This is a genomic window from Sphingomonas cannabina, assembly GCF_021391395.1.
Taxonomy (GTDB): Bacteria; Pseudomonadota; Alphaproteobacteria; order Sphingomonadales; family Sphingomonadaceae; genus Sphingomonas; species Sphingomonas cannabina.
The window spans coordinates 268248-292440 of sequence record NZ_CP090059.1; the positions used below are offsets into that span (position 1 = coordinate 268248).

The window sequence follows — 24193 nt, forward strand, 5'->3', positions numbered from 1 at the left end:
CGATGCCGACCGACCGCCGGACCGTCCTTGCCGCTGCGGGCGCGCTCGCTGCCGGCGCCGGACCGCTGCTGGCCCGCTCGCGAATAGAGCCGGCACGCCCGAAGCCGACCACGCCAGCGGCGAACGGCGTCCGCCTCGACCCGCGCGACTTCGGCGCAAGAGGCGATGGCATCGCCAGGGATACCGCCGCCGTCCAGCAGGCGCTCGACCGCGTGGCCGTGCTCGGCGGCGGCGAGGTGGTGCTGGCGGGCGGCACCTTCCTGACCGGCGCGATCCGGATCGGATCCGACACCACGCTCAGGATCGAAGAGGGCGCGACGCTGCAGGGCTCACCCGACGTCCGCGACTATCCGGTGACGCAGGTCCGCTGGGAGGGCCGCTGGATTCCCGGTCATATCGGCCTCGTCTGGGCGCAGGACGCGCGCAACGTCGCGCTGGCCGGCAAGGGCCGCATCGTCGGATCGCCGGCGATCCGCGGCCGCGTCGCCACCTCCGGTCTCCGCCACCCCGCGCTGCTCGAGTTCGTCGGCGTGCAGGGGCTCAACGTCACCGACCTCGACACGCAGCAGAACGACATGTGGTCGATCCACCCGGTCTATTGCGAGGACGTGCTGTTCCGCGGCCTGACGGTGAAAGGCAATGCCGACGGGATCGACGTCGACAGCTGCCGCCGCGTCGCGATCGAGCATTGCGACTTCGACACGGTTGACGACTGCATCTCGCTCAAGTCCGGGCGCGGGATGGAAGGCAGCATGATCGGCCGCCCGACCGAGGACGTGACGATCGCCGACTGCACCTTCCGCGACCATCGCTGGGCCTGCATCGGCATTGGCAGCGAGACTTCGGGCGGCATCCGCCGCGTCCTAGTCGAGCGCTGCAAATGCCTGCTCGCCTACACCTTCGCCATCTACCTCAAGAGCCGCCCGGGACGCGGTGCCTTCATCGAGGACATCACGATGCGCGACCTCGAGGTGTCGGGCGCGGGCAACGGCTTCCTGCGCCTCAACTTCCTCGACAGCGGCAAGCAGGACCAATTCCCCGTGCCCGGCATGGACGGCGTGCCGCGGCTCGCCAATTTCACCTTCGAGCGCATCCGGGTGAAGGACGTGCCGGTCCTGGTCGAGGCGGTGAACATCCACCCCGACAAACCGCTCGACGGCTTCACGCTGCGCGACGTCACCGGCACCTGCGGCAAAGGCATCGCGCTCGCCAACATGCGGGGCGTGCGGATCGAGCATGTCGAGGTTAGCGGGTTCGCCGGCCCGAAACTCGCCGCGGCCAACGTCGCCGGCCGCGGCCTCGACGACGCTGCGCCGCTGGTCCCGCCGGAGCGCCCGGCGCCGGTGCTCGCAGCCGAGCCGCCCTATCGGCTGGGCATGGACTCGGGCCGGCCGAACTGATCGCTACTCTGCAAACATTGCCGCTGCGCCGCCGAAAGCGTATGATCGCCGGGCGGGGGCTCGAAGGAGCGCGTCATGGCAATCGCTCAGGTCGAAGGCATCGATCGTCCTGCCCAGGCCCTTGAGGTCCGCACCATCACCACGTCTGATCTCAGAGCTGCCCTCCGCGAGGGCTGGGGTGATTTCATGGACCGGCGCGGCGATCTGATCTTCGTCGGTATCATCTATCCGATGGTCGGCTTCATTGCGGCGATCGTGGCGCTGCGCGGGTCGCTGATCCCGCTGTTCTTTCCGCTCGCGGCCGGCATCTCCCTGCTGGGGCCCGCCGCCGCCATAGGATTCTACGAGCTGGCGCGGCGCCGCGAGCAAGGGCTCGCGGCCGACTGGTCGCACTTCCTCGACGTGACGAAGCGGCCCGCCTTCGATTCGATCGCCGTCGTGACCGGTGTCCTGCTGGCGATCTTCGGCGCGTGGGTGACGGCTGCCGCCACGCTCTACTTCGCGCTGATGGGACCCGCTCCGGAGAGCGTGGGCGCGTTCGTATCCCGCCTGTTCACCACCCCGGAGGGCTGGGCGCTGATCATAGCAGGCAATCTCCTCGGTGCTGCCTTCGCGGCCGCGGTGCTGGCAGTGAGCGTCGTGTCCATGCCGATGCTGGTCGACAAGGACGTCGACGCGCGGACGGCGGTCGACACTTCGCTCAGCGCCGTTTCCGCCAACCGGGGCGTCATGCTCCGCTGGGGCCTGATCGTCGCCGCCTTGCTAATCGTCGGTACGATTCCTTTCTTCGTCGGGCTGGCGGTGGTCCTGCCGGTGCTCGGCTACGCGACCTGGCACCTCTATACGAAGCTGGTCGTGCGCTGATCGGGATCAGTCGGGCTGGGCTGCCTGCGGAGGCCCCAACCGCAGCACGATCACGCCGAGCAGCGCCGACAGCAGCGACCCGACCAGCACGCCGACCTTCACCTGGTCCTGCAGCAGCGGGTCCGCGAAAGCGAGACCGCCGATGAACAGGCTCATGGTGAAGCCGATCCCGGCGACCAGCGCCATGCCGTAGAGGTGCCGCCAGCCGCAGCCGCGCGGCCGCGGCGCGATCTTGAGCTTCACCGCCAGCGCGATGCCGCCGAGGATGCCGGCCTGCTTGCCGACGAACAGCCCGAGCAGGATCGCGAGCACCAGCGGCTCGCCGAGCGTGGCGAGAGACATGCCGGACAGCGATACCCCCGCATTGGCGAAGCCGAACAGCGGCACGATCAGATAGGCGACCCAGGGATGCAGCGCATGCTCCAGCCGGTGGAGCGGCGAATGCGTATCGTCGGGCGCGGCGGGCGACTTGGTGATCGGGATGGTCAGCGCGGCCACCACTCCGGCGATCGTCGCATGCACGCCGGAGATCAGCGTCGCCAGCCATAGCGCGAGGAAGCCGATCAAATAGGGCCACAGCGCCTTCACGCCGCACCGGTTCATTGCCCACATCGCCAGCGCTATTCCCGCCGCTGCGGCGAGCGCGGGCAGGTTCAACCCCTCGGTATAGCCGACCGCGATGATCGCCACCGCGCCCATGTCGTCGACGATGGCGAGCGCGGTCAGCAGCAGCTTGAGCGACGCCGGCACGCGATCGCCGAGCAGCGCCAGCACGCCGATCGCGAAGGCGATGTCGGTCGCCGCCGGGATCGCCCAGCCGCGATGCAGCTCGGGATGGCCGCCCGCGACCGCGAAATAGACCGCCATCGGCACCAGCATCCCCGCCGCCGCCGCGATCAGCGGCAGCCGCCGTCGCTCGGCGCTGGACAGGCCGCCGTCGACCACCTCGCGCTTGATCTCCAGCCCGACCAGCAGGAAGAACACCGCCATCAATGCGTCGTTGATCCACAGGTGCACGCTCATCGGCCCGAGCTTGGGCGACAGCACCGGCCCGGTCTCGAAGTGCAGCGCCTCGAAATAGCCGTGCGCGAGCGGCGAGTTGGCGACGATCATCGCCAGCGCCGCCGCGCCCATCAGCAGGATGCCGCCCGCCGCTTCGGTGGCGAGGAAGTCGCGCGTCAGCGAAACCACGCGAACGGCAGGCCGGATCGCCTTCGGGGTCGTGCGCTCATCCATGGTGCCGTCCTAACCGACTGGTCCCGTGCGGCAAAGCCGAACCGGTTGTGGGGCGCGCTCAAAACCGCATAAGCTCGGGCGATGGATCGCCCTTCCCCCGTCGCCGTGTTCGCGCGCTGGTGGCGCGCCAACGTCATCGCCGAGGTCGAGCATCGCGAGGTGCTGGAGAGCATCCATGAGGATGCCGGCTGGAACGGCCGCTACGTCTTCATGATCCTGATGTCGGCCGGCATCGCCATGCTCGGCCTGCTGCTGTCGTCGCCGGCGGTGGTGATCGGGGCGATGCTGATCTCGCCGCTGATGGGGCCGATCATCGGCCTGGGCTTCGCGCTGGCGACGCTCGACCTCCATTATATCCGCCGCTCGGCCGGAGCGCTGGCGGCGGGAGCGGTGTGCGCCGTCCTGTTCTGCGCGCTGATCGTGCTCTTGTCGCCGCTCCAGAACGTGACCAGCGAGATTGCGGCGCGCACCCGGCCCAACCTCTTCGACCTGCTCGTCGCGCTGTTCTCCGCGCTGGCCGGCGCCTATGCGACGATCCGCAGCCGTGCCGGCACCATCGTCGGCGTCGCCATCGCCACGGCGCTGATGCCGCCGCTCGCCACCGTCGGCTTCGGGCTCGCCACCGCCAACGGGACGGTGTTCTTCGGTGCGCTGCTGCTGTTCATCACCAATTTCGTGACGATCGCGCTGTCGGGCGCGGTGATGGCACGGATCTACGGCTTCGGCCCGCGCCTGACGCCCGAGCAGACCCTGTGGCAGAGCGCGTTCATCGTCGCGACCTTCGTCGCGCTGGCGGTCCCGCTCGGGCTCACCCTGCGCCAGATCGCCTGGGAAGGCCTCGCCGGGCGCCAGGCGCGCGCGGCGGTCGCCAGCGCCTTCCCCGACAAAGCGCGGATCAGCCAGGTTGACGTCGACTTCAGCGCGCAGCCGCTCGCGGTCCGCGCCAGCGTGCTGACGCCCAGCTATCGCGACGACGCCGAAAGCGCCGCCGCCGCTGAGTTCGCGCGCCTCGTCGGCCGCCCCGCGGCGATGACCATCGACCAGTATCGCGTCGGCGTCGGCCAGGCCGAGGCGGCGGCGATCCAGCAGGCCGGCGCGACCGCCCCTGCGGCCGCCGATCCGCTGGCCAATCGCCTCGCCGAGGGGCTGGCGCTCGCCGCCGGGGTGAACCGCGGTCAGGTGCTGATCGATTCGGGCAAGCGCCAGGCGTTCGTCCGCGCCGATCCGCTGCCCGGGGCGGGGCTCGCCGCCTATCACGCGCTCGAGGTGCGGCTCGCACAGGGAGCCGACGGCTGGTCCGTCCATCTCGTGCCGCCGCCGGCCACGCCCGGCATCGTGCCCTTCGACGGCGACGTCCCCAGCGCGATCGGCAGGGCGGCGATCGGCGATGCCGCCTGGGCCGCCGCGCGGCGCGGCGAGGCGATGCGGGTCAGCGGCCCCGCCGAAGAGGTCGAGACGGTGGCGCGCGCGCTGGCCGAGGCGGGCGTCGAGGCGATCCGCGATCCCGGCGGCGAGGCGCCGGTGCGGCTCGCCTGGGCGGTGCCGGTCAGCGAGCCAGCGCCTCCGCGATGAGCCTGCGGCTGTTGGCGATGCCGTAGAGCCGGATGAAGCTCCCCATCCGCGGCCCCTGGCTCGATCCCAGCAGCGTCTCGTAGAGCGCCTTGAACCAGTCGCGCAGCTCGGCGAAACCGCCCAGTTCTCCAAACTGCGCCTTGCCGATCTCGTAGACGATGTTCTGGATGTCCTCGGCGCTGGCGTCCTCGGGCAGCGCGGCGAGCTCGGCATCGAGCCGCTCCAGCGCCGCGACCTCCACCCCCTCGGGCGCGCGGCGCTTCAGCGTCGGCGCCACGAAATCGCGCGCATAGGCCAGCGCATAGCCGATCAGCCGGTCGAGCTCGGGCTGGTTCTCGGGCGTGGCGTCGGGGACGTAGTTGCGGAGGTATCCCCACACCTGCTCCTTGGTCGCCTCGCCCATCACCCCGACCAGGTTGAGCAGCAGCCCGAAGGTGACCGGCAGCGTCCCCTCCGGCAGCTTGCCGTCGTGGATGTGGTGGACGGGATTGCCGAGCCGTTCCTTGATCGGCTGGCCGGGATAGTTGGCGCGGAACTGCCAGTAATCGTCGACCGCGCGCGGGATCACGCCGAAGTGCAGCGACTTGGCCTTCTTGGGCTCGCGGTAGATGTAGAAGGCGAGGCTCTCGTCGGGGCCATAAGTCAACCACTGCTCGATCGACAGGCCGTTGCCCTTGGACTTGGAGATCTTCTCGCCCTTCTCGTCGAGGAACATCTCGTAGTTGAAGCCCTCGGGCGGTCGTCCGCCGAGCGCGCGGGCGATCTTGCCCGACTGGATCACCGAATCGATCAGGTCCTTGCCCGCCATCTCATAGTCGACGCCGAGCGCGACCCAGCGCATCGCCCAGTCGACCTTCCACTGCAGCTTGGAGAGGCCACCGAGCGCGGACTGGACGATGCGCTCGCCCTCGTCCTCGAAGGCGATCGTGCCGGCATCGGCATCCACCACCTCGACCGGTACCTGCAGCACCACGCCCGATTTCGGGCTGACCGGCAGCACCGGCGAATAGGTGGCACGGCGCTCGGCGCGCAGCGTCGGCAGCATGATGTCGAGGATCGCCTGCCAGCTCCTGAGCACGTTGCGGATCGCCTCGTCGAAGCGGCCCGAGCCGTAATAGTCGGTGGACGACGCGAACTCATAGTCGAAGCCGTAGCGGTCGAGGAACTCGCGCAGCATCGCGTTGTTGTGGTGCGCGAAGCTCTCGTACTTGCCGAACGGGTCGGGGATGCGCGTCAGCGGCTTGCCGAGGTTGGCCGCCAGCATCTCCTTGTTGGGGACGTTGTCGGGCACCTTCCTGAGGCCGTCCATGTCGTCGCTGAACGCGATCAGCCGGGTCGGCTGGTCGCTGAGCGCATGGAAGGCGTTGCGCACCATCGTCGTACGCAGCACCTCGTTAAAGGTGCCGATGTGCGGCAGGCCCGAGGGACCGTAGCCGGTCTCGAACAGGATCGCCTCTCCGCCCGGCTTCCCCTCCGGCCAGCGCTTGAGCAGCTTGCGCGCCTCCTCATAGGGCCAGGCTTTGGACTCGAGGGCGGCGGTTCGGAGTTCGGGTGAAACGGTCATGACCGCGTGCGTCTAGCGAAGCGCGCCCGCAATCGCCAGCACCAGCACCGAACCGAAGGCCGTAGGTCTCAACGGGCTTCGAGCACCATGTTGAAGGGGCCCTCGGTCGCCCGCCTCACCTGTGTGAAGCCGCCGTCCCGGATCACGGCGCCGAGCCGTCGCTCGCCCGCCTGTGCGCCGAGCCCTTCGCCCACTTCCTGATCGAGCGACGTGGGGATGCAGATCATGGTCGAGGCGTTGTAGTAGAGCCGCCCGACCGGGTTCATGTTGTCGGCAGGTGTGTCGCCCGCGATCGGCTCGACGATCATCCAGCTGCCGCCCGCGGCAAGGATCCGGCGCATATGGGCCGCGCAGCCACGCGGATCGCCCATGTCATGCAGGCAATCGTACATGGTGACGAGATCGAAACCCTCCTCGGCGATTTCCTTCGCCTGGGCGACCTCGAAGCGGACGCGGTCGGACAGGCCGTGATGGTCCGCATGACGGCGCGCCTCCTCGATCGAGGGTTCATGGAAATCGAAGCCGACGAAGCTGCTCTCGGGATAGGCCTCTGCCATCAGCAATGTCGAGAAGCCGACTCCGCATCCGACGTCCGCCACGCGCACGCCTTCGCGCAGCCTGGCTTCGACGCCGTCCAGCGCCGGAATCCAGTTCTGGACGATGTTGTTGACGTAGCCGGGCCGGAAGAAGGCGCCGGTCGCGCAGAACAGGCAGCCGGCATGATCGCCCCAGCGCACGCCGGTGCCGCGGCGGAAGCAATCCTCGACCCGCGGCTCGGCCTCGATCATCGCCGCGACCAGCTCGAACGCGCCGGGCAGGTAGACCGGACTGTCGGCGAGGGTGAACACCATCGCCTGCTCCGGCGACAGGCTGAAGCGGTCGGCGGACGCGTCATAGTCGATGTTGCCATTGGCTGCCTGCGCCAGCGCCCATTCGCGGACGTAGCGCTCGTGCAGGCCGCCCGCGCGCGCGGCGAGCTCGCCGGCGGTGGCGGGCCCCTGCTGAAGCGCGTCGAACAATCCGAGCCGCAGTCCGATGCGGACCGTCGGCACGCTCATCGCTCCGCCGAGGTCGCCCAGCATCTTGCCGACGAAGGCATGAAGCTTCGTTTCATCGATCGCGCTGGCCATCGTGCATGCCTTTCGGGTCATTGGATTCGGAAGGGCGGCTGCGGACCGGATGATAGCCGTTCTGTCCCCAATCGCGGAACGAAATGGAGAAGCTCAGCCATAAGGGTAGGTTGAGCTGTTCCTCAATCGTTCCGACCAGTCTAAGCAGAGGTGATGCTGCCCCATCCCGCCCTTCACGCCAGCCACGGCGGCATCTGGATCGCCGATGACGACGACCCGTGGGGCGGCGCGCGTGCGATCAGCCGCGGCGAGGCGATCCGGATCGCCGCTGATACCCCCGTCATCCTGCTCAACGCGCCGCTGGTCGGGCAGCGGCTGGGACATCCCGAGCTCAATGGGCTCGATCTCCTGGAGCTGTTCGCCTTCGTTCGGCCGGCGGTGTTCGCCGTGCCGACGCCCAAGGGGCTGGCACAGGCGCTCGGCATCGAGCCGCCGGCGAGCGATGCCGACGTCGCTCCGTTCCTCCGCCGTGCCGCCGGGGCGCTGCTGGAGCTGCTCGAAACCGACTGGCCCGAACGCGAGGGCGCCTGGACCGCCGCGCAGAACCTTCAGCGCCTGCGCTGGCCGTGGGCGCCGGCGGTGGCCGCGCGCCTCGCCAGGCCCGACAAGGCCGAGCGCTGGCTGTTCTCGAAGCTCCCCGAATGGAGCGAGGCCGCCCCCCGCCCCGCCCCGCGCACGGTGATGATTGGCGACGGCCAAGTCTCCGCGCGCCTCAACGCCCTTACCGGCACCGGGGCCGAGCGGCGCGAGGGTCAGCATGCCTTCGCCGACGCCGCGACCAGGGCGTTCGCACCGCGGATGACGCGCGATTCGCCCAATCTCGTGCTGGCCGAGGCGGGGACCGGGATCGGCAAGACGCTCGGCTACCTCGCCCCCGCCTCGCTGTGGGCCGAGGCGGCGGGCGGCGCGGTATGGGTGTCGACCTTCACCAAGGCGCTGCAGCGCCAGTTGGCGCACGAGACCGCGCGGCTCTATCCCGATCCGGCCGAGCGCAACCTGCGTGTCGTCACCCGCAAGGGGCGCGAGAACTACCTGTGCCTGCTCAACCTGGAGGACGCGCTGCAGGGCGGCTTCGCCGGCCGCGCCGCGATCCTGGCGCAACTCGTCGCGCGCTGGGCGGCCTATAGCGCCGACGGCGACATGGTCGGCGGCGATCTGCCCGGCTGGCTGCCGACTCTGTTCCGCCGCAACGGATCGACCGCGCTCACCGACCGGCGCGGCGAGTGCATCTACGCCGGCTGCCCGCATTACCGGAAATGCTTCATCGAACGCGCGGCGCGCGCCAGCGCCGAGGCGAGCATCGTCATCGCCAATCATGCGCTGGTGATGGTCAACGCCGCCCGCGGCCGCGAGACCGCGAGCCGGCCGACCCGCTACGTCTTCGACGAAGGCCATCACTTGTTCGACGCCGCCGATTCGATGTTCGCCGCGGCGCTGACCGGCGGCGAGGCAATCGAGCTGCGCCGTTGGGTCACCGGCCCGGAGGGCACTGCGCGCGGCCGCCGGCGCGGGCTGGCGGCGCGGCTCAGCGACGTCGCCAGCTATGACGAGGAGGGCGGCCGCGCGATCCAGGACGCGGTCGAGGCGGCGCGGGCGTTGCCGTCCGACGGCTGGCTAGGCCGGCTGGCGGAAGGGGCGCCGTTCGGCCCGGTCGAGGCGCTGCTCGCCGCGGTGCGCGGGCTCGTCTACGCCCGCGCCGCCAAGGAGGAGGACGCCGGCTACGGCCTCGAGACCGAGCTCGCCGAACCGGATGCCGCGCTGGTCGAGGCAGCGGGGCCGGCCGGTGCCGCGCTCGACGCGCTGGTGCGCCCGCTGGTCGCGCTCGGACGGCGGCTGGAAGCGGTGCTGGCGGACGATCCCGACTGGATGGACGGCCCCGCGCGCGCGCGGATTGAGGGGGCGATCGCCTCGCTCGGCTGGCGCACCGAGACGGTCGGCGCCTGGCTGTCGCTGATCGCCCGGATCGGCGGGCCGGCCGATCCCGACTTCGTCGACTGGCTCGCGGTCGACCGCAGCGAGGGGCGCGAATGGGACGTCGGCCTCCACCGCCATTGGCTCGACCCCAGCCGGCCCTTCGCGAGGACGGTGCTGGAGCCGGCACACGGCGCGCTAGTCACCTCGGCGACGCTCAAGGCCGGCGGTGACTGGGATGTCGCCGATGCGCGGAGTGGTGCAATCCACCTCCCTCAGCCGGCGACGCATTTCGAGGTGCCGAGCCCGTTCGACTATGCCGCCCATGCCGAAGTGCTGGTGGTGACCGACGTCAAGCGCGGCGACCTGGCCGCGCTCGCCAATGCCTATGCCCGGCTAATCGTCGCGGCGGGCGGCGGCACGCTCGGCCTGTTCACCGCGATCCGCCGGCTGCGCGGCGTGCACGCCCGCATCGCCGACCGGCTCGCGCGCGAGGGGCTGCCGCTGCTCGCCCAGCATGTCGATCCGATCGACACCGGCACGCTGGTGGATATCTTCCGCGACGATCCGCGCTCCTCGCTACTCGGCACCGATGCCCTGCGTGACGGGGTCGACGTGCCCGGCCATTCGCTCAGGCTGGCAGTTATGGAGGGCGTGCCCTGGCCCAAGCCGACCGTGCTCCACGCCGCGCGCCGCATGGCAGGTGGGGGCAGCGCCTATGACGACCGCATCGTCCGTGCCCGGCTGGCGCAGGCGTTCGGCCGCCTCATCCGCCGCGCCGACGATCAGGGGCGGTTCGTGCTGCTCTCCGCCGCCGTGCCGTCGCGGCTGCTCACCGCCTTCCCGCCGGGCACGCCGGTGCGGCGCGTCACGCTCGATGAGGCGGTCGAGCGCTGCCGTCTTCCATCCGTCACGGACCTTCGGCAGAAGCAGCTCTCGTGAAGACGCTGACTCTGCTCCGCCACGCCAAGTCCAGCTGGGACGATCCCGTCGCCCGCGATTTCGACCGGCCGCTCAACGCCAAGGGCCATCGGGCCGCGGTGGCGATCGGCCACAGCCTGAGATCGCTGGGGTTGGCGTTCGACCAGGTCGTCGCCTCGCCGGCGGTGCGCGTGACCGAGACGCTGGAGGGGGTCGAGGAGGGCTATGGCCGCGATCTCGTGCCGACGTGGGACCGGCGGCTCTATCTCGCCTCCCCCGCGACCTTGCTCGACGTGATCCACGAGCTGTCCGACGCCGCCGGCCGGGTGATGCTGGTCGGGCACAATCCGGGCCTGGAGGAGCTGGCGTTGCTGCTCGTCCCGGACAGCGCGGGCGACGCGCTGCGCAGCGAGGTCGAGGCGAAGTTCCCCACCGGCAGCGTTGCCGTGCTCACCTTCGAGATCGATCGCTGGGCTGATGCGCGTCCGGGCGAGGCGACACTGACCCGCTTCGTGCGTCCCCGCGACCTCGATCCGAGCCTCGGGCCCGGGAGGGACTAATCGAACAGGCTGGAAACCGAGCTCTCGTCGGCGATGCGCTTGATCGCCTCGGCGATCAGCGGGGCGATGGTGAGGTGGCGGACCTTCTTGGCGGCGGCGATGATCTCATGGTTGCCGATCGTGTCGGTGATCACCAGCTCTTGGAGCGCCGATCCCTCGACGCGCGCCACCGCGCCGCCCGAGAGCACGCCGTGCGTCACATAGGCGACCACCCCCTCGGCCCCCGCCTCCTTGAGCGCCGCGGCGGCGTTGCAGAGCGTGCCGGCCGAATCGACGATGTCGTCGATCAGGATGCAGAAGCGCCCCTCGACCTCGCCGATGATGTTCATCACCTCCGATTCGCCGGCACGCTCGCGGCGCTTGTCGACGATCGCGAGCGGGGCGTTGTCGAGCCGCTTGGAGAGGGCGCGCGCGCGCACCACGCCGCCAACGTCGGGCGACACCACCATCCAGTTCTTGTCCGGGAAGCGGCTGCGGATGTCGGCCGACATCACCGGCGCGGCGAAGAGGTTGTCGGTCGGGATGTCGAAGAAGCCCTGGATCTGCCCGGCATGGAGGTCGACCGACAGCACGCGGTTGGCCCCCGCGGTGGTGATCAGGTTGGCGACCAGCTTCGCCGAGATCGGCGTGCGCGGGCCGGGCTTCCGATCCTGCCGGGCATAGCCGAAATAGGGGAGCACCGCCGTGATCCGCCGCGCCGACGCGCGCCTGAGCGCATCGATGCAGATCAATAGCTCCATCAGGTTGTCGTTGGCGGGATAGGAGGTCGACTGCAGCACGAACACGTCCTCGCCGCGGACGTTCTCGTGGATCTCGACGAACACCTCCTCGTCGGCGAAGCGGCGCACGCTCGCCTTGGTCAGCGGACTCTCGCAATAATCGGCGATCGCCTGCGCCAGCGGCAGGTTCGAATTGCCCGTCAGAAGTTTCATGGTGAGGGCCTCCCGTCGCCTCGCTTCTACGCTATGAGACGCGCCTTAGGGGGTGGAACGGGGTCAGGGCAAGGCGATGGTGATCCCGCACCGCCCGTCGCCGTTGAGCTTGCCGGCCCGGCGGTCTAGGCCGCGCCGATGATCGTCACCCGCTTCGCGCCGAGCCCGACCGGCAGGTTGCACGTCGGCAACATCCGTACTGCGCTCCACAATTGGCTGTGGGCGAAGAAGCAGGGCGGGCGCTTCCTGCTGCGTATCGACGATACCGATCGCGAGCGTTCCGAGGCGCGGTTCGTCGAAGCGATCCGGGCAGACCTCGCCTGGCTCGGGCTGATGCCCGACGGCGAGGAGCGGCAGTCGGCGCGGTTCGACCGCTATGAGACGCGCTTCGAGGAGCTGAAGGCGGCGGGACGGGTCTATCCGGCCTATGAGACAAGCCAGGAGCTTGATCTCAAGCGCAAGATCCTGCTCGGGCGCGGCCTGCCGCCGATCTACGATCGCGCCGCGCTCCGCCTCACAGAGGCCGAGAAGGCGGCGTTCGAGGACGAGGGGCGAGCGCCGCACTGGCGCTTCCGGCTCGGCGGCGACCTGCTCGAGTGGGACGATCTCATCCGCGGTCCCCAGCATTTCGCGGCGGAGGCGATGAGTGATCCCGTCGTCCGCCGCGCCGACGGCTCGTGGCTCTACCTGCTCCCTTCGGTGATCGACGACATCGACATGGGTGTGACTCAGGTCGTGCGCGGCGAGGACCATGTCTCCAATACCGCGCTCCAGATCGACATGTTCCACGCGCTCGGCGCCGCGCCACCCGCCTTTGCCCACGAGGCGCTGCTCACCGGCAGCGAAGGCAAGCTCTCCAAACGGCTCGGCTCGCTCGGCGTCGATCACTTCCGCGAGGCGGGGATCGAGCCGGAGGCGGTGATCGCGCTGCTCGCACGCATCGGCACCAGCCAGCCGGTCGAGCCGCTGATCGACCGCACGCCGCTGATCGCCGGCTTCGACTTCAGCCATTTCGGCCGCGCGCCGGCGCGATTCGACGAAGCGGAACTCGCCGGGATCAATGCCAAGATCGTCCATCAGCTTCCCCACGCGGCGGTGCGTGACCGTCTGCCCGTCGGCATGGGCGAGGCGGCATGGGAGGCGATCCGTCCTAATCTCGAGCGCGTCGCCGATGCCGCCGACTGGTGGGCGGTGATCGAAGGTCCGATCGCCGCTTCGGGCGAACCCGAGGACAGCACCTATCTCATCGAAGCGGCGACGGTCGCCGCGCAGATCGACTGGTCCGCCGATCCCTGGCACGCGCTCACCGCCGCGCTCAAGGACCGCACCGGCCGCAAGGGCAAGCCGCTGTTCCTCCCGCTCCGCCGTGCCCTCACCGGCCGCGACCACGGCCCCGACATGGCGGCGCTGCTCCCGCTGATCGGCCGCGACCGCGCGGTCGAACGGCTACGGAGCGCCAGCTAGGGCCCGCCACCGTTCTTCTCCCGCCTGAAATCGCTTTGTGACGATTGTGTAATGTTGTATCATCCCTCAACCGGATCGCCCGGCGTGAAGGAGAGGACAATGTACGCAGACCGTGCGAATCGTACGAGGATGAGCCCCGCGGGGCTGACGATGGCGGTGGGAATCAACGCAGCGCTGCTCGCGGCGCTGATCTGGTCCGCGCCCGAGCTGCCGAAGGTCATCAACTGGGACCCGATTGAGGCGATCAACATCCCGATTCCGCCGCCTCCGCCGCCGATCCCTAAAGTCGAGCCGACGAAGACGGTCGAGGCACCGCGCCCGATCGATCCCTATGTTCCGCCAAAAAGGGTCGACGTGCCCACGAAGCCGACCGATCGGGTCGACACCACGGACGTGATCCTGCCCCCCGATACTGGAACTCCGCCGGGAACCGGGACCGGCACTGGCGGCGGCGTCACCGTGGATCCGCCCAAGCCGCTGCCGGTGGTGACCGTGCCGGAGATCGATTCGCGCTACGCCGACGATCTCCAGCCTGACTATCCGGCCGACATGCGCCGTGCCGGACTGGAGGGCCAGGTGGTCGTGAAGGTGCTGGTCGGCACCAACGGCCGGGTGAAGGCGATCGAACTGGTGAGCAGTCCGCACGACAGCTTCTTCCAGGCGACCAGGCGCCAGGCGCTGTCCCGTTGGCGGTTCAAGCCGGCGACTCGTGACGGCATACCGTTCGAGAGCTGGCGGACGATGCGGCTCGGCTTCCACCTGACCGACGCCTGACCGCGACATGGCGCCGGGGGTGGTGGCGAGCCTCTCCGGCGCCTATGTTATGCGGCGCAATGCGTTATTTCGCCCGCTTCTCGCCTTTTCGAGCGATCCAGGATCTGCGTATCTTCCTGTCGCAGCGCCAGTCCTATGAGCTGGTGTTCCTGTTCCTGTCGATCGTGGTGACGACGCTGCTGATCGCCGGCTTCATCCACGATTCGCACGAGGAGCGCGTCTACAAGCGCGAGATCACCTATTTCCAGAGCTGGCCGCTCACCCGCACCGACGAGGAGATCCGTGCCCAGCAGAAGATCGACCTGCCCAAGGAGCTGGCGCGCAAGGCCGAGGCGGAGCGCAGGGCCAAGGAACGGCAGGAACAGTTCAAGAGATACGACGACGCGCTCAAGAAATGGGGCCTGTGAGCGATCCGCGCTGGATGGGCGCGGCGTTGGCGCTGGCCGAACGAGGGCGCGGGCGGACGGCACCCAATCCCAACGTCGGCTGCGTGATCGTGAAGGACGGGCGCGTGGTCGGACGTGGCTGGACCCAGCCCGGCGGCCGCCCTCATGCCGAGGCGATGGCGCTGGCCGAGGCCGGTGAGGCGGCGCGCGGGGCGACGGCCTATGTGACGCTGGAGCCGTGCGCCCATGTCTCGCCGCGCGGACCGGCCTGCTCGACGCTGCTGGCCGAGGCGGGCATCGCACGAGTCGTAGCGGCGCTCGAGGATCCCGATCCACGCACCGGCGGTGCCGGGATCGAGCGGCTGCGGGCAGCCGGCGTCGCCGTCGAGACGGGAATTGGCGCGGCGGAAGCGCGGCGGTCGATGGCCGGCTTCCTCACCCGCCGCGAGCTCGGCCGGCCGCATGTCACGCTCAAGCTCGCGACCTCGCTCGACGGCTGCATCGCGCTCGCCAATGGTGCGAGCCGCTGGATCACCGGCCCTGCCGCGCGGGCGCACGCGCATCTCGAACGCGCACGGCACGAGGCGATCCTGGTCGGGCGCGGGACGTTTGATGCGGACAAGCCGATCCTCGACGTGCGCCTGCCTGGCTTGAGCAAAAGCCGCGCACCTCGCCGCTTCGTTCTGACGAATCGTCCCCTCCCACCATTTGCCAATTCCCATGAGGCGGAGAATTGGCACACGCTGGAGAATCCGGCCGATATCGCCGATTGGCTGGGAATCGACCATCTGCTGGTGGAGGGGGGTGCAGAGACCGCCGCCTCCTTCCTCCGTGCGGAGCTGGTCGATCGGCTACTCCTCTACCGCGCCCCGATCCTGATCGGCGGCCGTCAGGCGCTCGGCGACCTGGGCCTGACAGACCTGGAGGCGGCGCACGGCCGCTGGCGGCGCGTGGACCGGCGTCAGCTTGGCACCGACACCCTGGAGGTCTACGAGCGCGACTGATGTTTACGGGAATCGTCACCGATATCGGTACCATCCGTTCGGTCGAGCAGCAGGGCGACCTGCGCGCGATCGTGGAGACGGGCTACGACACCGCCACCATCGACCTGGGCGCGTCGATCTCCTGCTCGGGCGTATGCCTGACGGTGGTCGACAAGGGGCCGGGCTGGTTCGCGGTCGACGTGTCCGGCGAGACGGTGAGCCGCACCGCCCAGGGCCAGTGGACCGCGGGCCGGCGCCTCAACCTCGAGCGTGCGCTGCGGCTCGGCGACGAATTGGGCGGCCATATCGTCACCGGCCATGTCGACGGTATCGGCGAAGTGGCGAGCGTGCGCGAGGAAGGCGGGTCGCACCGCGTCGTCGTCGCCGCGCCGCGCGAGCTCGCCCCGTTCGTCGCGCCCAAGGGTTCGATCACCGTCGACGGCGTGTCGCTGACCGTCAACGAAGTGACCGACACCGCCCGGGGCGTCGAGTTCGGGCTCAATATCATCCCGCATACCGCCGAGGTCACCACCTTCGGCGCGATCGAGCCCGGCCAGCCGGTCAACCTCGAAATCGACGTGCTCGCCCGCTATCTCCAGCGGATGGAGCAAGCCAGAAAGTCCCTGACCGATGCCGAAGCCTGAGCTGGCCCGCCTGCGCCACGCCTTCCTCTCCTCGCCGGAGGAGATCATCGACGAGGCGCGCAACGGCCGCATGTTCATCCTCGTCGACGACGAGGACCGCGAGAACGAGGGCGACCTCGTCATCCCCGCGCAGATGGCGACGCCCGACGCGATCAACTTCATGGCGAAGTACGGCCGCGGCCTGATCTGCCTGGCGATGACCAAGGCGCGGGTCGACCAGCTCGGCCTCGACCTGATGAGCCGCAACAACGGCACGCGGCACGAGACCGCCTTCACCGTCTCGATCGAAGCGCGCGACGGCGTCACCACCGGCATCTCCGCCGCCGACCGCGCGCGCACCGTCGCGGTCGCGATCGACGCCTCGAAGGGGCGCGAGGAGATCGTCACCCCCGGCCACGTCTTCCCGCTGGTCGCGCGCGAGGGCGGCGTGCTGGTCCGTGCCGGCCATACCGAGGCGGCGGTCGACGTCGCGCGGCTCGCCGGGCTCAATCCCTCGGGCGTGATCTGCGAGATCATGAACGAGGACGGGACGATGGCGCGGCTCGACGACCTCGTCGCCTTCGCCCAGCACCACAATCTCAAGATCGGCACGATCCGCGACCTCATCGCCTACCGCCGCCGCCACGACCATCTCGTCGAGAAGCGCGCCGAGGTGCGTTTCACCAGCCAATGGGGCGGCGAGTGGACTGCGATCACCTTCTGGAACAAGGCGACCGGCACCGAGCAGGTCGCGTTGATCAAGGGCAGGGTCGATCCCGCCAAGCCGACGCTGGTGCGCATGCACGTGCTCTCGCCCTTCTCCGACATCTTCGGCGAAGGCGGCGAGCGCGGCGGGATGCTGCGCCGCTCGATGGAGATGATCGGCGAGGAGGGCGCCGGCGTGGTGGTGGTGCTCAACCCGACCCGCGCCGACAGCTTCACCATGGCGCTGCAGGCGCGCGCCGGCACGCTTGCTGAGAAGGACATGGAGGAGCTGCGCGACTATGGCGTCGGCGCGACCATCCTGACCGAGCTCGGCGTGCACGACATGATCCTGCTCACCAACACCCACCACACGCTGGTGGGGCTCGACGGCTACGGCCTGTCGATCGTCGGGGAGCGGGCGGTGGACTGCTGCGGCCCGGCCTGACGCTCGCGCTGCGACGCCAGGCGGATCCATGGCGGCGCGTGGATCACGCTCATCAGCACCCACATCGCGGTCATCCCGCCGAGCGGTGAGGTGCCTGCCGCCGAGCAGAGCATGTCGGCGGCGCTACCCTGGACGGCGCTGTGCAGCGCCATCACCGCACAGGCGGGCATCGCCGCGAGGCTGAGCCAGCGCGCGCCGCTCATGTCTTCGCTTTCGCGTCGGGATCGCGGAATGCTGCCTCGCCTGCGTCCGAGATCTCGACCCATTTGGGGTCGGGCTTGGCCTCGGCGTCGTAATTGTCGTGCCAGTTCCACCATTTGTACGGCGGGTCCTGCGGATAGCCTTCGGGCGAATCCTCCCAGCTCTCCTGCCGGCCGAGCGGCGTCACATCGAGGTAGCTCCACACCGTCCCGAACGCCTCGTCGCCGCGGTTGTCGGTGAAATAGGTGCGATAGATGCGCTCGCCGTCGCGGATGAAGACATTGTGCCCGTGCCATTCGTCCACGCCGAAATCGGCGTCGAAGCTGTCGGTGATCGTGTACCACGGCATCGCCCAGCCCATCCGTGCCTTCAGCCGCGCGATGTCGGGCTGCGGCGCGCGCGAGGCGTAGGCGAGCGTGGTGTCGCGGGCATTGAGGTGCGCGAGGTGCGACACCTGGTCGGCGCCGAGCGAGCAGCCGCGGCAGGCATGGTCAGGCCAGCCGAACACGCCGGGCTCGAAGAAGGCGCGGTAGAGGATCAGTTGCCGCCGGCCCTCGAACAGGTCGAGCAGGCTCATCCGGCCGTCCGGCCCCTCGAACGCATAATCCTTCTCGACCGCCATCCACGGCATCCGCCGCCGCTCGGCGGCGAGCGCGTCGCGCGCCCGCGTATGGGCCTTTTCCTTGACGAGCATCGCCTCGCGCGCCGCGCGCCATTCTTCGGGCGACACGATCGGCGGATGGGTCTTCGGCAGTTCCTGCTGCATGGCCTTCACTCCTGCTGGGCCTAGGTCGTGTTGACATTCAGGCGTTTCGGTGACGGCCGCGGTAAAACCGCGGTAAAACCATCGTCATGCCGGGCTTGACCCGGCATCCAGAGCCACAAGCGGTGTCCCCCATGGCCCTGGATGCCGGGTCAAGCCCGGCATGACGGCTGTTTGGAGCCCGTCGCGACGGTCTCGACGCTGAATGTCAACGCGACCCAGGCCCGTCATCGCGCTGCGCTCTGCTCGCCCGACAGTTCGCCGATCCGATGGACGACCTGCGTCCAGCCGCCGCTCATGTTGCGATAGGCCGTCTCGTTGCGCGGCAGGACGAAGCCCGAATGGACGACGCGCAGCCGGGTTCCGCCCTCGACGGGCTCAAGCGTCAGGGTGACGACGGTATCGAGCAGCGAGCCATAGCCCTGGTTCTCCGCATGTCCGCCCTTCCACGAATAGGCGAGGCGCCGGTTGGGGATCACCTCCACCACCTCGCACCGGATCGTCCCGTCCCATTTGCCGCCGGGCGAGGTCTGATAGGTGAAGCGGTTGCCGACCACCGGCTCGAAGCCGGCGGGCGTCATGTTGAGCCAGCGCGCGATCAGCTCCGGCCGCGTCAACGTCGCCCAGATCACCTCGGGCGCGTGCGGGAACACCTCGTCGACCGCGATCTGCTCCGAGTGCGTTGCCAGGTCTCCGACGGTCATGGATCGATCTCCTTCAACAACGTGCGCAGGTTGCCGAGCCGCTCGCGCCAGAAGGCGTCGTAATGGTTCAGCCAGTCGAACAGCGGCGCCAGCCCTTCCGGCCGCGCCCGGTAGAAGACCTGCCGGCCCTGCGGACGTTCGGCGACGAGGCCGGCCTGCTTCAGCGACTTGAGATGCTGCGAGACCGCCCCCTGGGTCACGCCGCTTGCGCGGGTCAGCTCGGCCACGTTGACCTCGTCGGAGCGGGCGATGCGCTCGAACACCGCCCGCCGCGTGGGATCGGCGAGGGCGCGCATCACGGTGTCGAGGCCGGCGACCTGCATCATGCGAATCCTATTAGCCTATGCTAATTCATTAGTCAACACTAATATTAACTCCGCCGTTGCCGAAGCCCGGGCTCTTCTTCTACCGGAGGGGTTCAAGCGAACGGAGTGACGGAAGATGGCCCATGTCCTGATCGTCGAGGCGCGGTTCTACGACCACCTCAACGACCTGCTCCTCGCCGGGGCGCGCGCGGCGATCGAGGCAGCGGGGCACAGCCATGAGACGGTCACCGTTCCGGGCGCGCTCGAGGCGCCCGGCGCGGTGTCGCTGGCGGCGGAGACGGGGCGCTACGACGCCTATGTCGCGCTCGGCGTGGTGATCCGCGGCGAGACCTATCATTTCGAGATCGTCTCCAACGAGAGCGCGCGTGGGCTGATGGCGCTCACCATGGACGGGCTGGCGATCGGCAACGGTATCCTGACCGTCGAGAACGAGGCGCAGGCGATCGTCCGCGCCGATCCCGCGCAGGCCGACAAGGGCGGCGGCGCGGCCAGGGCGGCGCTGGCGATGCTCGCGCTCAGGGAGCGGTTCGGGGTCGCATGACCGGCCCGATCCTCTTCACGCCGCGGCTGATGCTGCGGCCGCTCGACGGCTCGGATTTCGAGGCGTGGGCGGCGTTCGCCGCGGACGAGGAGCAGATGCGGTTCCTCGGCGGGCCGAGGGACCGCGCCAACGCCTGGCGCGGGCTGGCCGAGATGGCCGGCGCCTGGACGGTCTCCGGCTTCTCGATGTTCTCGGTGATCGAGCGCGCCACCGGCCAATGGGTCGGCCGGCTCGGCCCCTGGGCGCCGGAAGGCTGGCCCGGCACCGAGGTCGGCTGGGGCGTCGCCCGCGCGTTCGCCGGCAAGGGCTATGCCTATGAGGGCGCGGTCGCGGCGATGGACTATGCGGTCGAGGTGCTCGGCTGGACCGAGATCATCCACACCATCCATCCCGACAATGTCCGCTCGATCCGGCTGGCGGAGCGGCTGGGCTCCACCAACGGCGGCCCGACCAGGCTGCCGCCGCCGCTCCAGGACGTGCGGGTCGATCGCTGGGGCCAGACCGCCGACCAATGGCGGGCTCGTCGTGTGGCGCTATGACCGAGGCGCCGTCGAGCCGCTACAAGGTGGTCGAGCGCGGCCGGCGGCTGGTGGTGATCGATACGCGCACGGGCAGGGAAGCAACCGCGGCACCACCCCCGGATCGCACCAGCGCATCTGACAAGCGCGGATCGGCTGAGGGCCTCGATCCGGTCGACCGGATGCTCGGCCGCGTGGCCGGAGCGGTGATCAACGCGGCACCGCGTTCGGTCGACGACCGTAGCGGCCGTCCGATCCTGAAGACGTCGCCCCTCTACGATCTCAAGGGCCCTCGCCGAGTGATCCTGGACGAAAACACGCAGCGGGCTTTCGCCGGGGTGGTGATCGTCACGCTCGTCATCGGATTCGTGCTGCTCAGCGTCGCAGTCGAGTGGCCGGCGATCCTGATCGTGCCGGCTCTCGTGCTGATCAATGGCACGAGGCCGATCCGGCGGTGGATCACGGCGCGGATCGATGCGCTCGATCAGGCGGCCGACTAGAACAGCCGTCCGCCGTTCGGCACCTCCTGCGACGGGCCGATCAGCACGACCTTGCCGTTCTCGTCCGGGAAACCGAGCGTCAGCACCTCGGACATCATCGGCCCGACCTGGCGCGGTGGGAAGTTGACCACCGCCGCCACCTGCCGCCCGACCAGCATCTCCGGCGTGTAATGCTCGGTGATCTGCGCCGACGAGGCCTTGCGCCCCAGCGGCTCGCCGAAGTCGATCGTCAGGCGATAGGCGGGCTTGCGCGCCTCGGGGAATTCGCGCGCCTCGACGATCGTGCCGACGCGGATGTCGACCTTGAGGAAATCGTCGAAGCCGATCGTCGCCGCCGGCGGCGCGCCGGCGCCATGGTTCATGTGCATCTAGACGCTCGCACCGTCGAATTGGGTGATCTCGAGCGCGTCCGGGTCGATGCCGTCGGTGCAGCGCAGGTTGATCGCGACCATCGCCTTGCCGTCGGGCGCCGTGCCTTCGGCGAACGGCGCGCAGCCGCAGGTGGTGCAGAAATGGTGTTGGATATTGTGCGACTTGAAGGTGTAGGTGGTGAGCGCCTCGCGCCCCTCGACCGTTACCGCATCGGCCGAGGCGAAGTGGAGCAGCGAGCCCTTGCGCCGGCAGATCGAGCAGTTGCAGGCCATCGCCTTGGTCGGCGCCGGCTCGTCGAGCGTGTAGTTGACGGCCCCGCAGTGGCAGCTTCCGGTGACGGACATGAGCGAATCTCCTCTCCTCGCCATCCCTTAGCCCGCCAAAGCGGCACCGACCACCGCCGGACTCGCCTCCGGCTCGAGCTGGTCGAGCGTGCACTGGCGCGGCGCCTTGTCGGGACGCCAGCGCAGGAACGCGGTGCCGTGGCGGAAGCGCTGACCGGTGACGTGATCGTAGCGGACCTCCACCACCAGCTCGGGCCGCAGCGGCTGCCATTCGGCCGAGCGCTCGGTCGACCAGCGGCTGGGACCGCCCGGGGCGTCGCCGGTGAAGCCGGGCGGTACGATCCGTTTCTCCAGCTGTTTCGTAAGCGGTGCTCGGTCAGGCATGTTCGAGGTGAAGCCGACATGATCGAGCCTGCCCTCCTTGTCATAGAGCCCGAGCAGCAGCGAACCGACCACCGGCTTGCCCGTCGCATAGCGGAAGCCGCCGACTACGCAGTCGGCGGTGCGCAGGCGCTTGACCTTCACCATCGCCCGCTCGCCGGGCCGGTAGGGTTCATCGAGCCGCTTGGCGACCACGCCGTCGAGCGCGCCGCCCGTCTCCGCCAGCCACTCGCGGGCACGGGCGGGATCGCGGGTGGCGGGCGACAGGTGGAGCGCGGGCGACGGATTCGCCCTGACGAAGACTTCCAGCGTGGCGCGGCGTTGGGTCAGCGGGGCGGCCGGATCGGCGAGGTCGTCGAACAGCATCAGCTCGGCCGGCGTCTCCGCCGCGAGCTTCGCCACGCGCCTGGCCGAGGGATGCAGCCGCATCTGCAGCGCGGCGAAGGACAGGCTGCCGCCGACCGGCACGATCAGCTCGCCGTCGAGACGGAACCGCTTCGCCGGCAGCGCGGCGAGCGCGGCGACCACCTCCGGGAAATAGCGGCCGAGCGGCTTGCCCGCCTTCGACCACAGCTCGACGCGGTCGCCGTCGCGCAGCGCGATGCAGCGGAAGCCGTCCCATTTGGGCTCGAACTGCCACCCCTCGTCCGATGGAAGCTCGGCGGCGAGCTTCGCCTCCATCGGCACGATCGGCGCCGTCACGTCAGGCGTCGGCGAACTCGGCTTCGGCGTTGACCTGGCCCTCCGCCATCGTCGTCAGCTTCTCGTCGGTCGCCTTCTCCTCGGCCAGCGTCTCGGCCAGGATCGACGCCGCCTGGCTCTGGCCGAGCTGGTTGGCCCAGGCGATCAGCGTGCCGTAGCGGGTGATCTCATAATGCTCGACCGCCTGGGCGGCGGCGATCAGCGCGGCGTCGAGCACCTTCTTGTCGGCGATGTCGCCGGCGATCTCGTTGGCTTCCTTGATGATGCCGTCGATCGCCGGGCAGGTGACGCCCTGCGGCTCCTTGCCGAGCAGGCCGAAGACCTGGTCGAGCCGGCGGATCTGGCCCTCGGTCTCGCTGAGATGCACCTCGAACCCCGCCTTGAGATCGGGCGAGGTCGCCTTGTCGACCATCTTCGGCAGCGCCTTGGTGATCTGGTTCTCGGCGTAATAGATGTCCTGCAGCGTGTGCAGGAACAGGTCGTCGAGCGTTGCGATGTCCTTGCTGAACAGGCCCATGGCGGACTCCTTGCCCTTGATCGGTTTCGGGATGTGCCGGCGCGTAAAGGGGGAAACGCGCCGGCACCCGGCAACAACGCGGCGGCAGGACTCAAGTTGCTGTACCCAAGAGTCTTTTTGTCGCCGAATGCGATCGGCCGAGCGCGAAGGGGCTTTGTTGTCGTTCACGATATGTTCTAAACTGGTCTCGCCATGCAGGGACGATTCGCCTTCGGTGCGGAGATGGAGATCGAGCGCTGGCGGGCGGCATTGGCGCCGCTGGCCGCCGGCGTGGTGCCGGGCAAGCCACGGACTCCGATCGGACAGCTCGTCAAGTCGATGATCAGCGGCCGCACCCGCGACGAGGTGTCGCTCGAAGCCTATCGGCAGCTGGGCCGCCGGTTCGGATCGGTCGGACGGCTGGCAGCGGCCGAGCGGCGCGAGGTGCTGGCGGCGATCCGCGACGTCACCTTCGCCGAGGACAAGGCGGCCCATCTCCTCGAGACGCTGCGCCGGATCGGTCGCGAGCGGCACGGCTACACGCTCGATTTCCTGGGCGAGATGCCGCTCGGCGACGCGCTGGCCTGGCTGGAACGCTTCCCGGGCGTGGGGCGCAAGGTGGCGGCCTCGACGCTCAACGCGAGCACGCTCGCGCGGCCGGTGTTCATCGTCGACAGCCATGTGCTGCGCGTGCTGCGGCGGCTGGGCTTCGTCGCCGGGGCGGCGGAGGCGCAGGCGGCGAGCGAGGCGGTGACCGCCGCGATGCCGCACTGGTCCGGCGGCGATTTCCTGTGGTTCCACATCGCCTGCAAGCGGCTCGGCCAGACGCTGTGCCGGCCGGACGCGCCGCATTGCGACGCCTGCCCGCTCTCCGCCGACTGCAGGCGCCGAGCTAACCGATTGACAGCGGGCTGATCGCCCGCCCATCGAACGGT

The 24193-nt window shown here is 69.5% G+C and carries 27 protein-coding genes; 15 read left to right on the top strand and 12 right to left on the bottom strand.

The features are described from left to right. The first annotated feature begins 2 nt into the window (after window positions 1-2). A complete protein-coding gene (locus LZK98_RS01355) occupies window positions 3-1400 on the top strand; it encodes a glycoside hydrolase family 28 protein (protein ID WP_233784559.1) in 1398 nt (465 codons plus the stop codon). Between the two features lie 75 nt (window positions 1401-1475). Further along, complete coding sequence (locus LZK98_RS01360) at window positions 1476-2264, top strand: DUF2189 domain-containing protein (protein WP_233784560.1); 789 nt, start codon at window positions 1476-1478, stop codon at window positions 2262-2264. A 6-nt stretch (window positions 2265-2270) separates the two neighbouring features. Here LZK98_RS01360 and nhaA read toward each other — a convergent pair whose 3' ends face one another. Continuing rightward, the gene (gene nhaA / locus LZK98_RS01365) at window positions 2271-3500 is read right to left on the bottom strand and encodes a Na+/H+ antiporter NhaA (RefSeq protein ID WP_233784561.1); all 1230 of its coding nucleotides are present in this window, start codon (window positions 3498-3500) and stop codon (window positions 2271-2273) included. An 81-nt stretch (window positions 3501-3581) separates the two neighbouring features. On the opposite strand from nhaA, the gene LZK98_RS01370 reads away from it, so the two are divergent. Next, window positions 3582-5072, top strand: a complete 1491-nt coding sequence (locus LZK98_RS01370; RefSeq protein WP_233784562.1) for a DUF389 domain-containing protein — start codon at window positions 3582-3584, stop codon at window positions 5070-5072. Here LZK98_RS01370 and LZK98_RS01375 read toward each other — a convergent pair. Both LZK98_RS01375 and LZK98_RS01380 read right to left on the bottom strand, forming a co-directional pair. Continuing rightward, a complete protein-coding gene (locus LZK98_RS01375) occupies window positions 5047-6636 on the bottom strand; it encodes a lysine--tRNA ligase (RefSeq protein WP_233784563.1) in 1590 nt (529 codons plus the stop codon). The two genes, LZK98_RS01370 and LZK98_RS01375, sit on opposite strands and share 26 nt — an antisense overlap. 68 nt (window positions 6637-6704) lie before the next feature. After that, window positions 6705-7766, bottom strand: coding sequence for a class I SAM-dependent methyltransferase (locus tag LZK98_RS01380; RefSeq protein WP_233784564.1), 1062 nt, complete (start codon window positions 7764-7766; stop codon window positions 6705-6707). A gap of 153 nt (window positions 7767-7919) precedes the next feature. Here LZK98_RS01380 and LZK98_RS01385 point away from each other — a divergent pair, with 153 nt between their 5' ends. Beyond that, window positions 7920-10619 carry an ATP-dependent DNA helicase gene (locus LZK98_RS01385; protein ID WP_233784565.1) on the top strand — a complete coding sequence of 900 codons (2700 nt, stop codon included), beginning with the start codon at window positions 7920-7922 and terminating at the stop codon, window positions 10617-10619. Then, a complete protein-coding gene (locus LZK98_RS01390; protein ID WP_233784566.1) occupies window positions 10616-11158 on the top strand; it encodes a SixA phosphatase family protein in 543 nt (180 codons plus the stop codon). The genes LZK98_RS01385 and LZK98_RS01390 overlap by 4 nt, the downstream gene beginning before the upstream one ends. Here LZK98_RS01390 and LZK98_RS01395 read toward each other — a convergent pair. Beyond that, the gene (locus tag LZK98_RS01395) at window positions 11155-12090 is read right to left on the bottom strand and encodes a ribose-phosphate pyrophosphokinase (RefSeq protein ID WP_233784567.1); all 936 of its coding nucleotides are present in this window, start codon (window positions 12088-12090) and stop codon (window positions 11155-11157) included. The two genes, LZK98_RS01390 and LZK98_RS01395, sit on opposite strands and share 4 nt — an antisense overlap. A gap of 138 nt (window positions 12091-12228) precedes the next feature. Here LZK98_RS01395 and LZK98_RS01400 point away from each other — a divergent pair, with 138 nt between their 5' ends. The 6 genes from LZK98_RS01400 (at window position 12229) to ribB (ending at window position 17470) form a co-directional block, all read left to right on the top strand. Further along, window positions 12229-13554, top strand: a complete 1326-nt coding sequence (locus LZK98_RS01400) for a glutamate--tRNA ligase (RefSeq protein WP_233784568.1) — start codon at window positions 12229-12231, stop codon at window positions 13552-13554. Between the two features lie 99 nt (window positions 13555-13653). Beyond that, the gene (locus LZK98_RS01405) at window positions 13654-14328 is read left to right on the top strand and encodes an energy transducer TonB (RefSeq protein WP_233784569.1); all 675 of its coding nucleotides are present in this window, start codon (window positions 13654-13656) and stop codon (window positions 14326-14328) included. A gap of 59 nt (window positions 14329-14387) precedes the next feature. After that, a complete protein-coding gene (locus LZK98_RS01410; RefSeq protein ID WP_233784570.1) occupies window positions 14388-14735 on the top strand; it encodes a hypothetical protein in 348 nt (115 codons plus the stop codon). Beyond that, window positions 14723-15718 (top strand): bifunctional diaminohydroxyphosphoribosylaminopyrimidine deaminase/5-amino-6-(5-phosphoribosylamino)uracil reductase RibD, encoded by a 996-nt coding sequence (ribD, locus tag LZK98_RS01415; RefSeq protein ID WP_233784571.1) that lies wholly within the window; start codon window positions 14723-14725, stop codon window positions 15716-15718. The genes LZK98_RS01410 and ribD overlap by 13 nt, the downstream gene beginning before the upstream one ends. After that, window positions 15718-16341, top strand: coding sequence for a riboflavin synthase (locus LZK98_RS01420; RefSeq protein ID WP_233784572.1), 624 nt, complete (start codon window positions 15718-15720; stop codon window positions 16339-16341). The genes ribD and LZK98_RS01420 overlap by 1 nt, the downstream gene beginning before the upstream one ends. Next, on the top strand, window positions 16328-17470 hold the full coding sequence (ribB, locus tag LZK98_RS01425; RefSeq protein WP_233784573.1) for a 3,4-dihydroxy-2-butanone-4-phosphate synthase: 1143 nt from the start codon (window positions 16328-16330) through the stop codon (window positions 17468-17470). The genes LZK98_RS01420 and ribB overlap by 14 nt, the downstream gene beginning before the upstream one ends. Here the strand turns inward: ribB and LZK98_RS01430 are convergent. The 4 genes from LZK98_RS01430 to LZK98_RS01445 all read right to left on the bottom strand — a co-directional run bounded on the left by LZK98_RS01430 (window position 17416) and on the right by LZK98_RS01445 (window position 19461). Beyond that, a complete protein-coding gene (locus tag LZK98_RS01430; protein WP_233784574.1) occupies window positions 17416-17673 on the bottom strand; it encodes a hypothetical protein in 258 nt (85 codons plus the stop codon). The genes ribB and LZK98_RS01430 overlap by 55 nt on opposite strands. Then, window positions 17670-18437 (bottom strand): DUF899 domain-containing protein, encoded by a 768-nt coding sequence (locus LZK98_RS01435; RefSeq protein WP_233784575.1) that lies wholly within the window; start codon window positions 18435-18437, stop codon window positions 17670-17672. Before LZK98_RS01435 ends, LZK98_RS01430 begins: the two co-directional genes overlap by 4 nt. Before the next feature lie 224 nt (window positions 18438-18661). Further along, window positions 18662-19138: an SRPBCC family protein gene (locus LZK98_RS01440; RefSeq protein WP_233784576.1), complete on the bottom strand. Its 477-nt coding sequence runs from the start codon at window positions 19136-19138 to the stop codon at window positions 18662-18664. Further along, the gene (locus tag LZK98_RS01445) at window positions 19135-19461 is read right to left on the bottom strand and encodes an ArsR/SmtB family transcription factor (protein ID WP_233784577.1); all 327 of its coding nucleotides are present in this window, start codon (window positions 19459-19461) and stop codon (window positions 19135-19137) included. The genes LZK98_RS01440 and LZK98_RS01445 overlap by 4 nt, the downstream gene beginning before the upstream one ends. A gap of 118 nt (window positions 19462-19579) precedes the next feature. Between LZK98_RS01445 and ribH the strand changes: the two genes are divergently transcribed. Genes ribH through LZK98_RS01460 form a run of 3 tightly spaced genes read left to right on the top strand, consistent with a single transcriptional unit; the run spans window position 19580 to window position 21023 of the window. Continuing rightward, a complete protein-coding gene (ribH, locus tag LZK98_RS01450; RefSeq protein WP_233784578.1) occupies window positions 19580-20005 on the top strand; it encodes a 6,7-dimethyl-8-ribityllumazine synthase in 426 nt (141 codons plus the stop codon). After that, window positions 20002-20544: a GNAT family N-acetyltransferase gene (locus LZK98_RS01455; RefSeq protein WP_233784579.1), complete on the top strand. Its 543-nt coding sequence runs from the start codon at window positions 20002-20004 to the stop codon at window positions 20542-20544. The genes ribH and LZK98_RS01455 overlap by 4 nt, the downstream gene beginning before the upstream one ends. Further along, the gene (locus LZK98_RS01460; protein WP_233784580.1) at window positions 20541-21023 is read left to right on the top strand and encodes a hypothetical protein; all 483 of its coding nucleotides are present in this window, start codon (window positions 20541-20543) and stop codon (window positions 21021-21023) included. Before LZK98_RS01455 ends, LZK98_RS01460 begins: the two co-directional genes overlap by 4 nt. Here LZK98_RS01460 and LZK98_RS01465 read toward each other — a convergent pair. From LZK98_RS01465 to LZK98_RS01480, 4 genes are read right to left on the bottom strand one after another with little or no spacing between them, the layout of a single operon-like run. Further along, window positions 21020-21391 carry a tRNA-binding protein gene (locus LZK98_RS01465; RefSeq protein WP_233784581.1) on the bottom strand — a complete coding sequence of 124 codons (372 nt, stop codon included), beginning with the start codon at window positions 21389-21391 and terminating at the stop codon, window positions 21020-21022. The two genes, LZK98_RS01460 and LZK98_RS01465, sit on opposite strands and share 4 nt — an antisense overlap. After that, a complete protein-coding gene (locus LZK98_RS01470) occupies window positions 21392-21739 on the bottom strand; it encodes a GFA family protein (RefSeq protein WP_233784582.1) in 348 nt (115 codons plus the stop codon). Window positions 21740-21766: 27 nt separating this feature from the next. Beyond that, window positions 21767-22762, bottom strand: coding sequence for an ATP-dependent DNA ligase (locus tag LZK98_RS01475; RefSeq protein ID WP_233784583.1), 996 nt, complete (start codon window positions 22760-22762; stop codon window positions 21767-21769). A gap of 1 nt (window position 22763) precedes the next feature. Beyond that, entirely contained in the window at window positions 22764-23279 is a 516-nt protein-coding gene (locus LZK98_RS01480) for a YciE/YciF ferroxidase family protein (RefSeq protein WP_233784584.1), read from the bottom strand. A gap of 192 nt (window positions 23280-23471) precedes the next feature. Between LZK98_RS01480 and LZK98_RS01485 the strand changes: the two genes are divergently transcribed. Continuing rightward, window positions 23472-24173, top strand: a complete 702-nt coding sequence (locus LZK98_RS01485; protein WP_233784585.1) for an endonuclease III domain-containing protein — start codon at window positions 23472-23474, stop codon at window positions 24171-24173. Window positions 24174-24193: the final 20 nt, after the last annotated feature.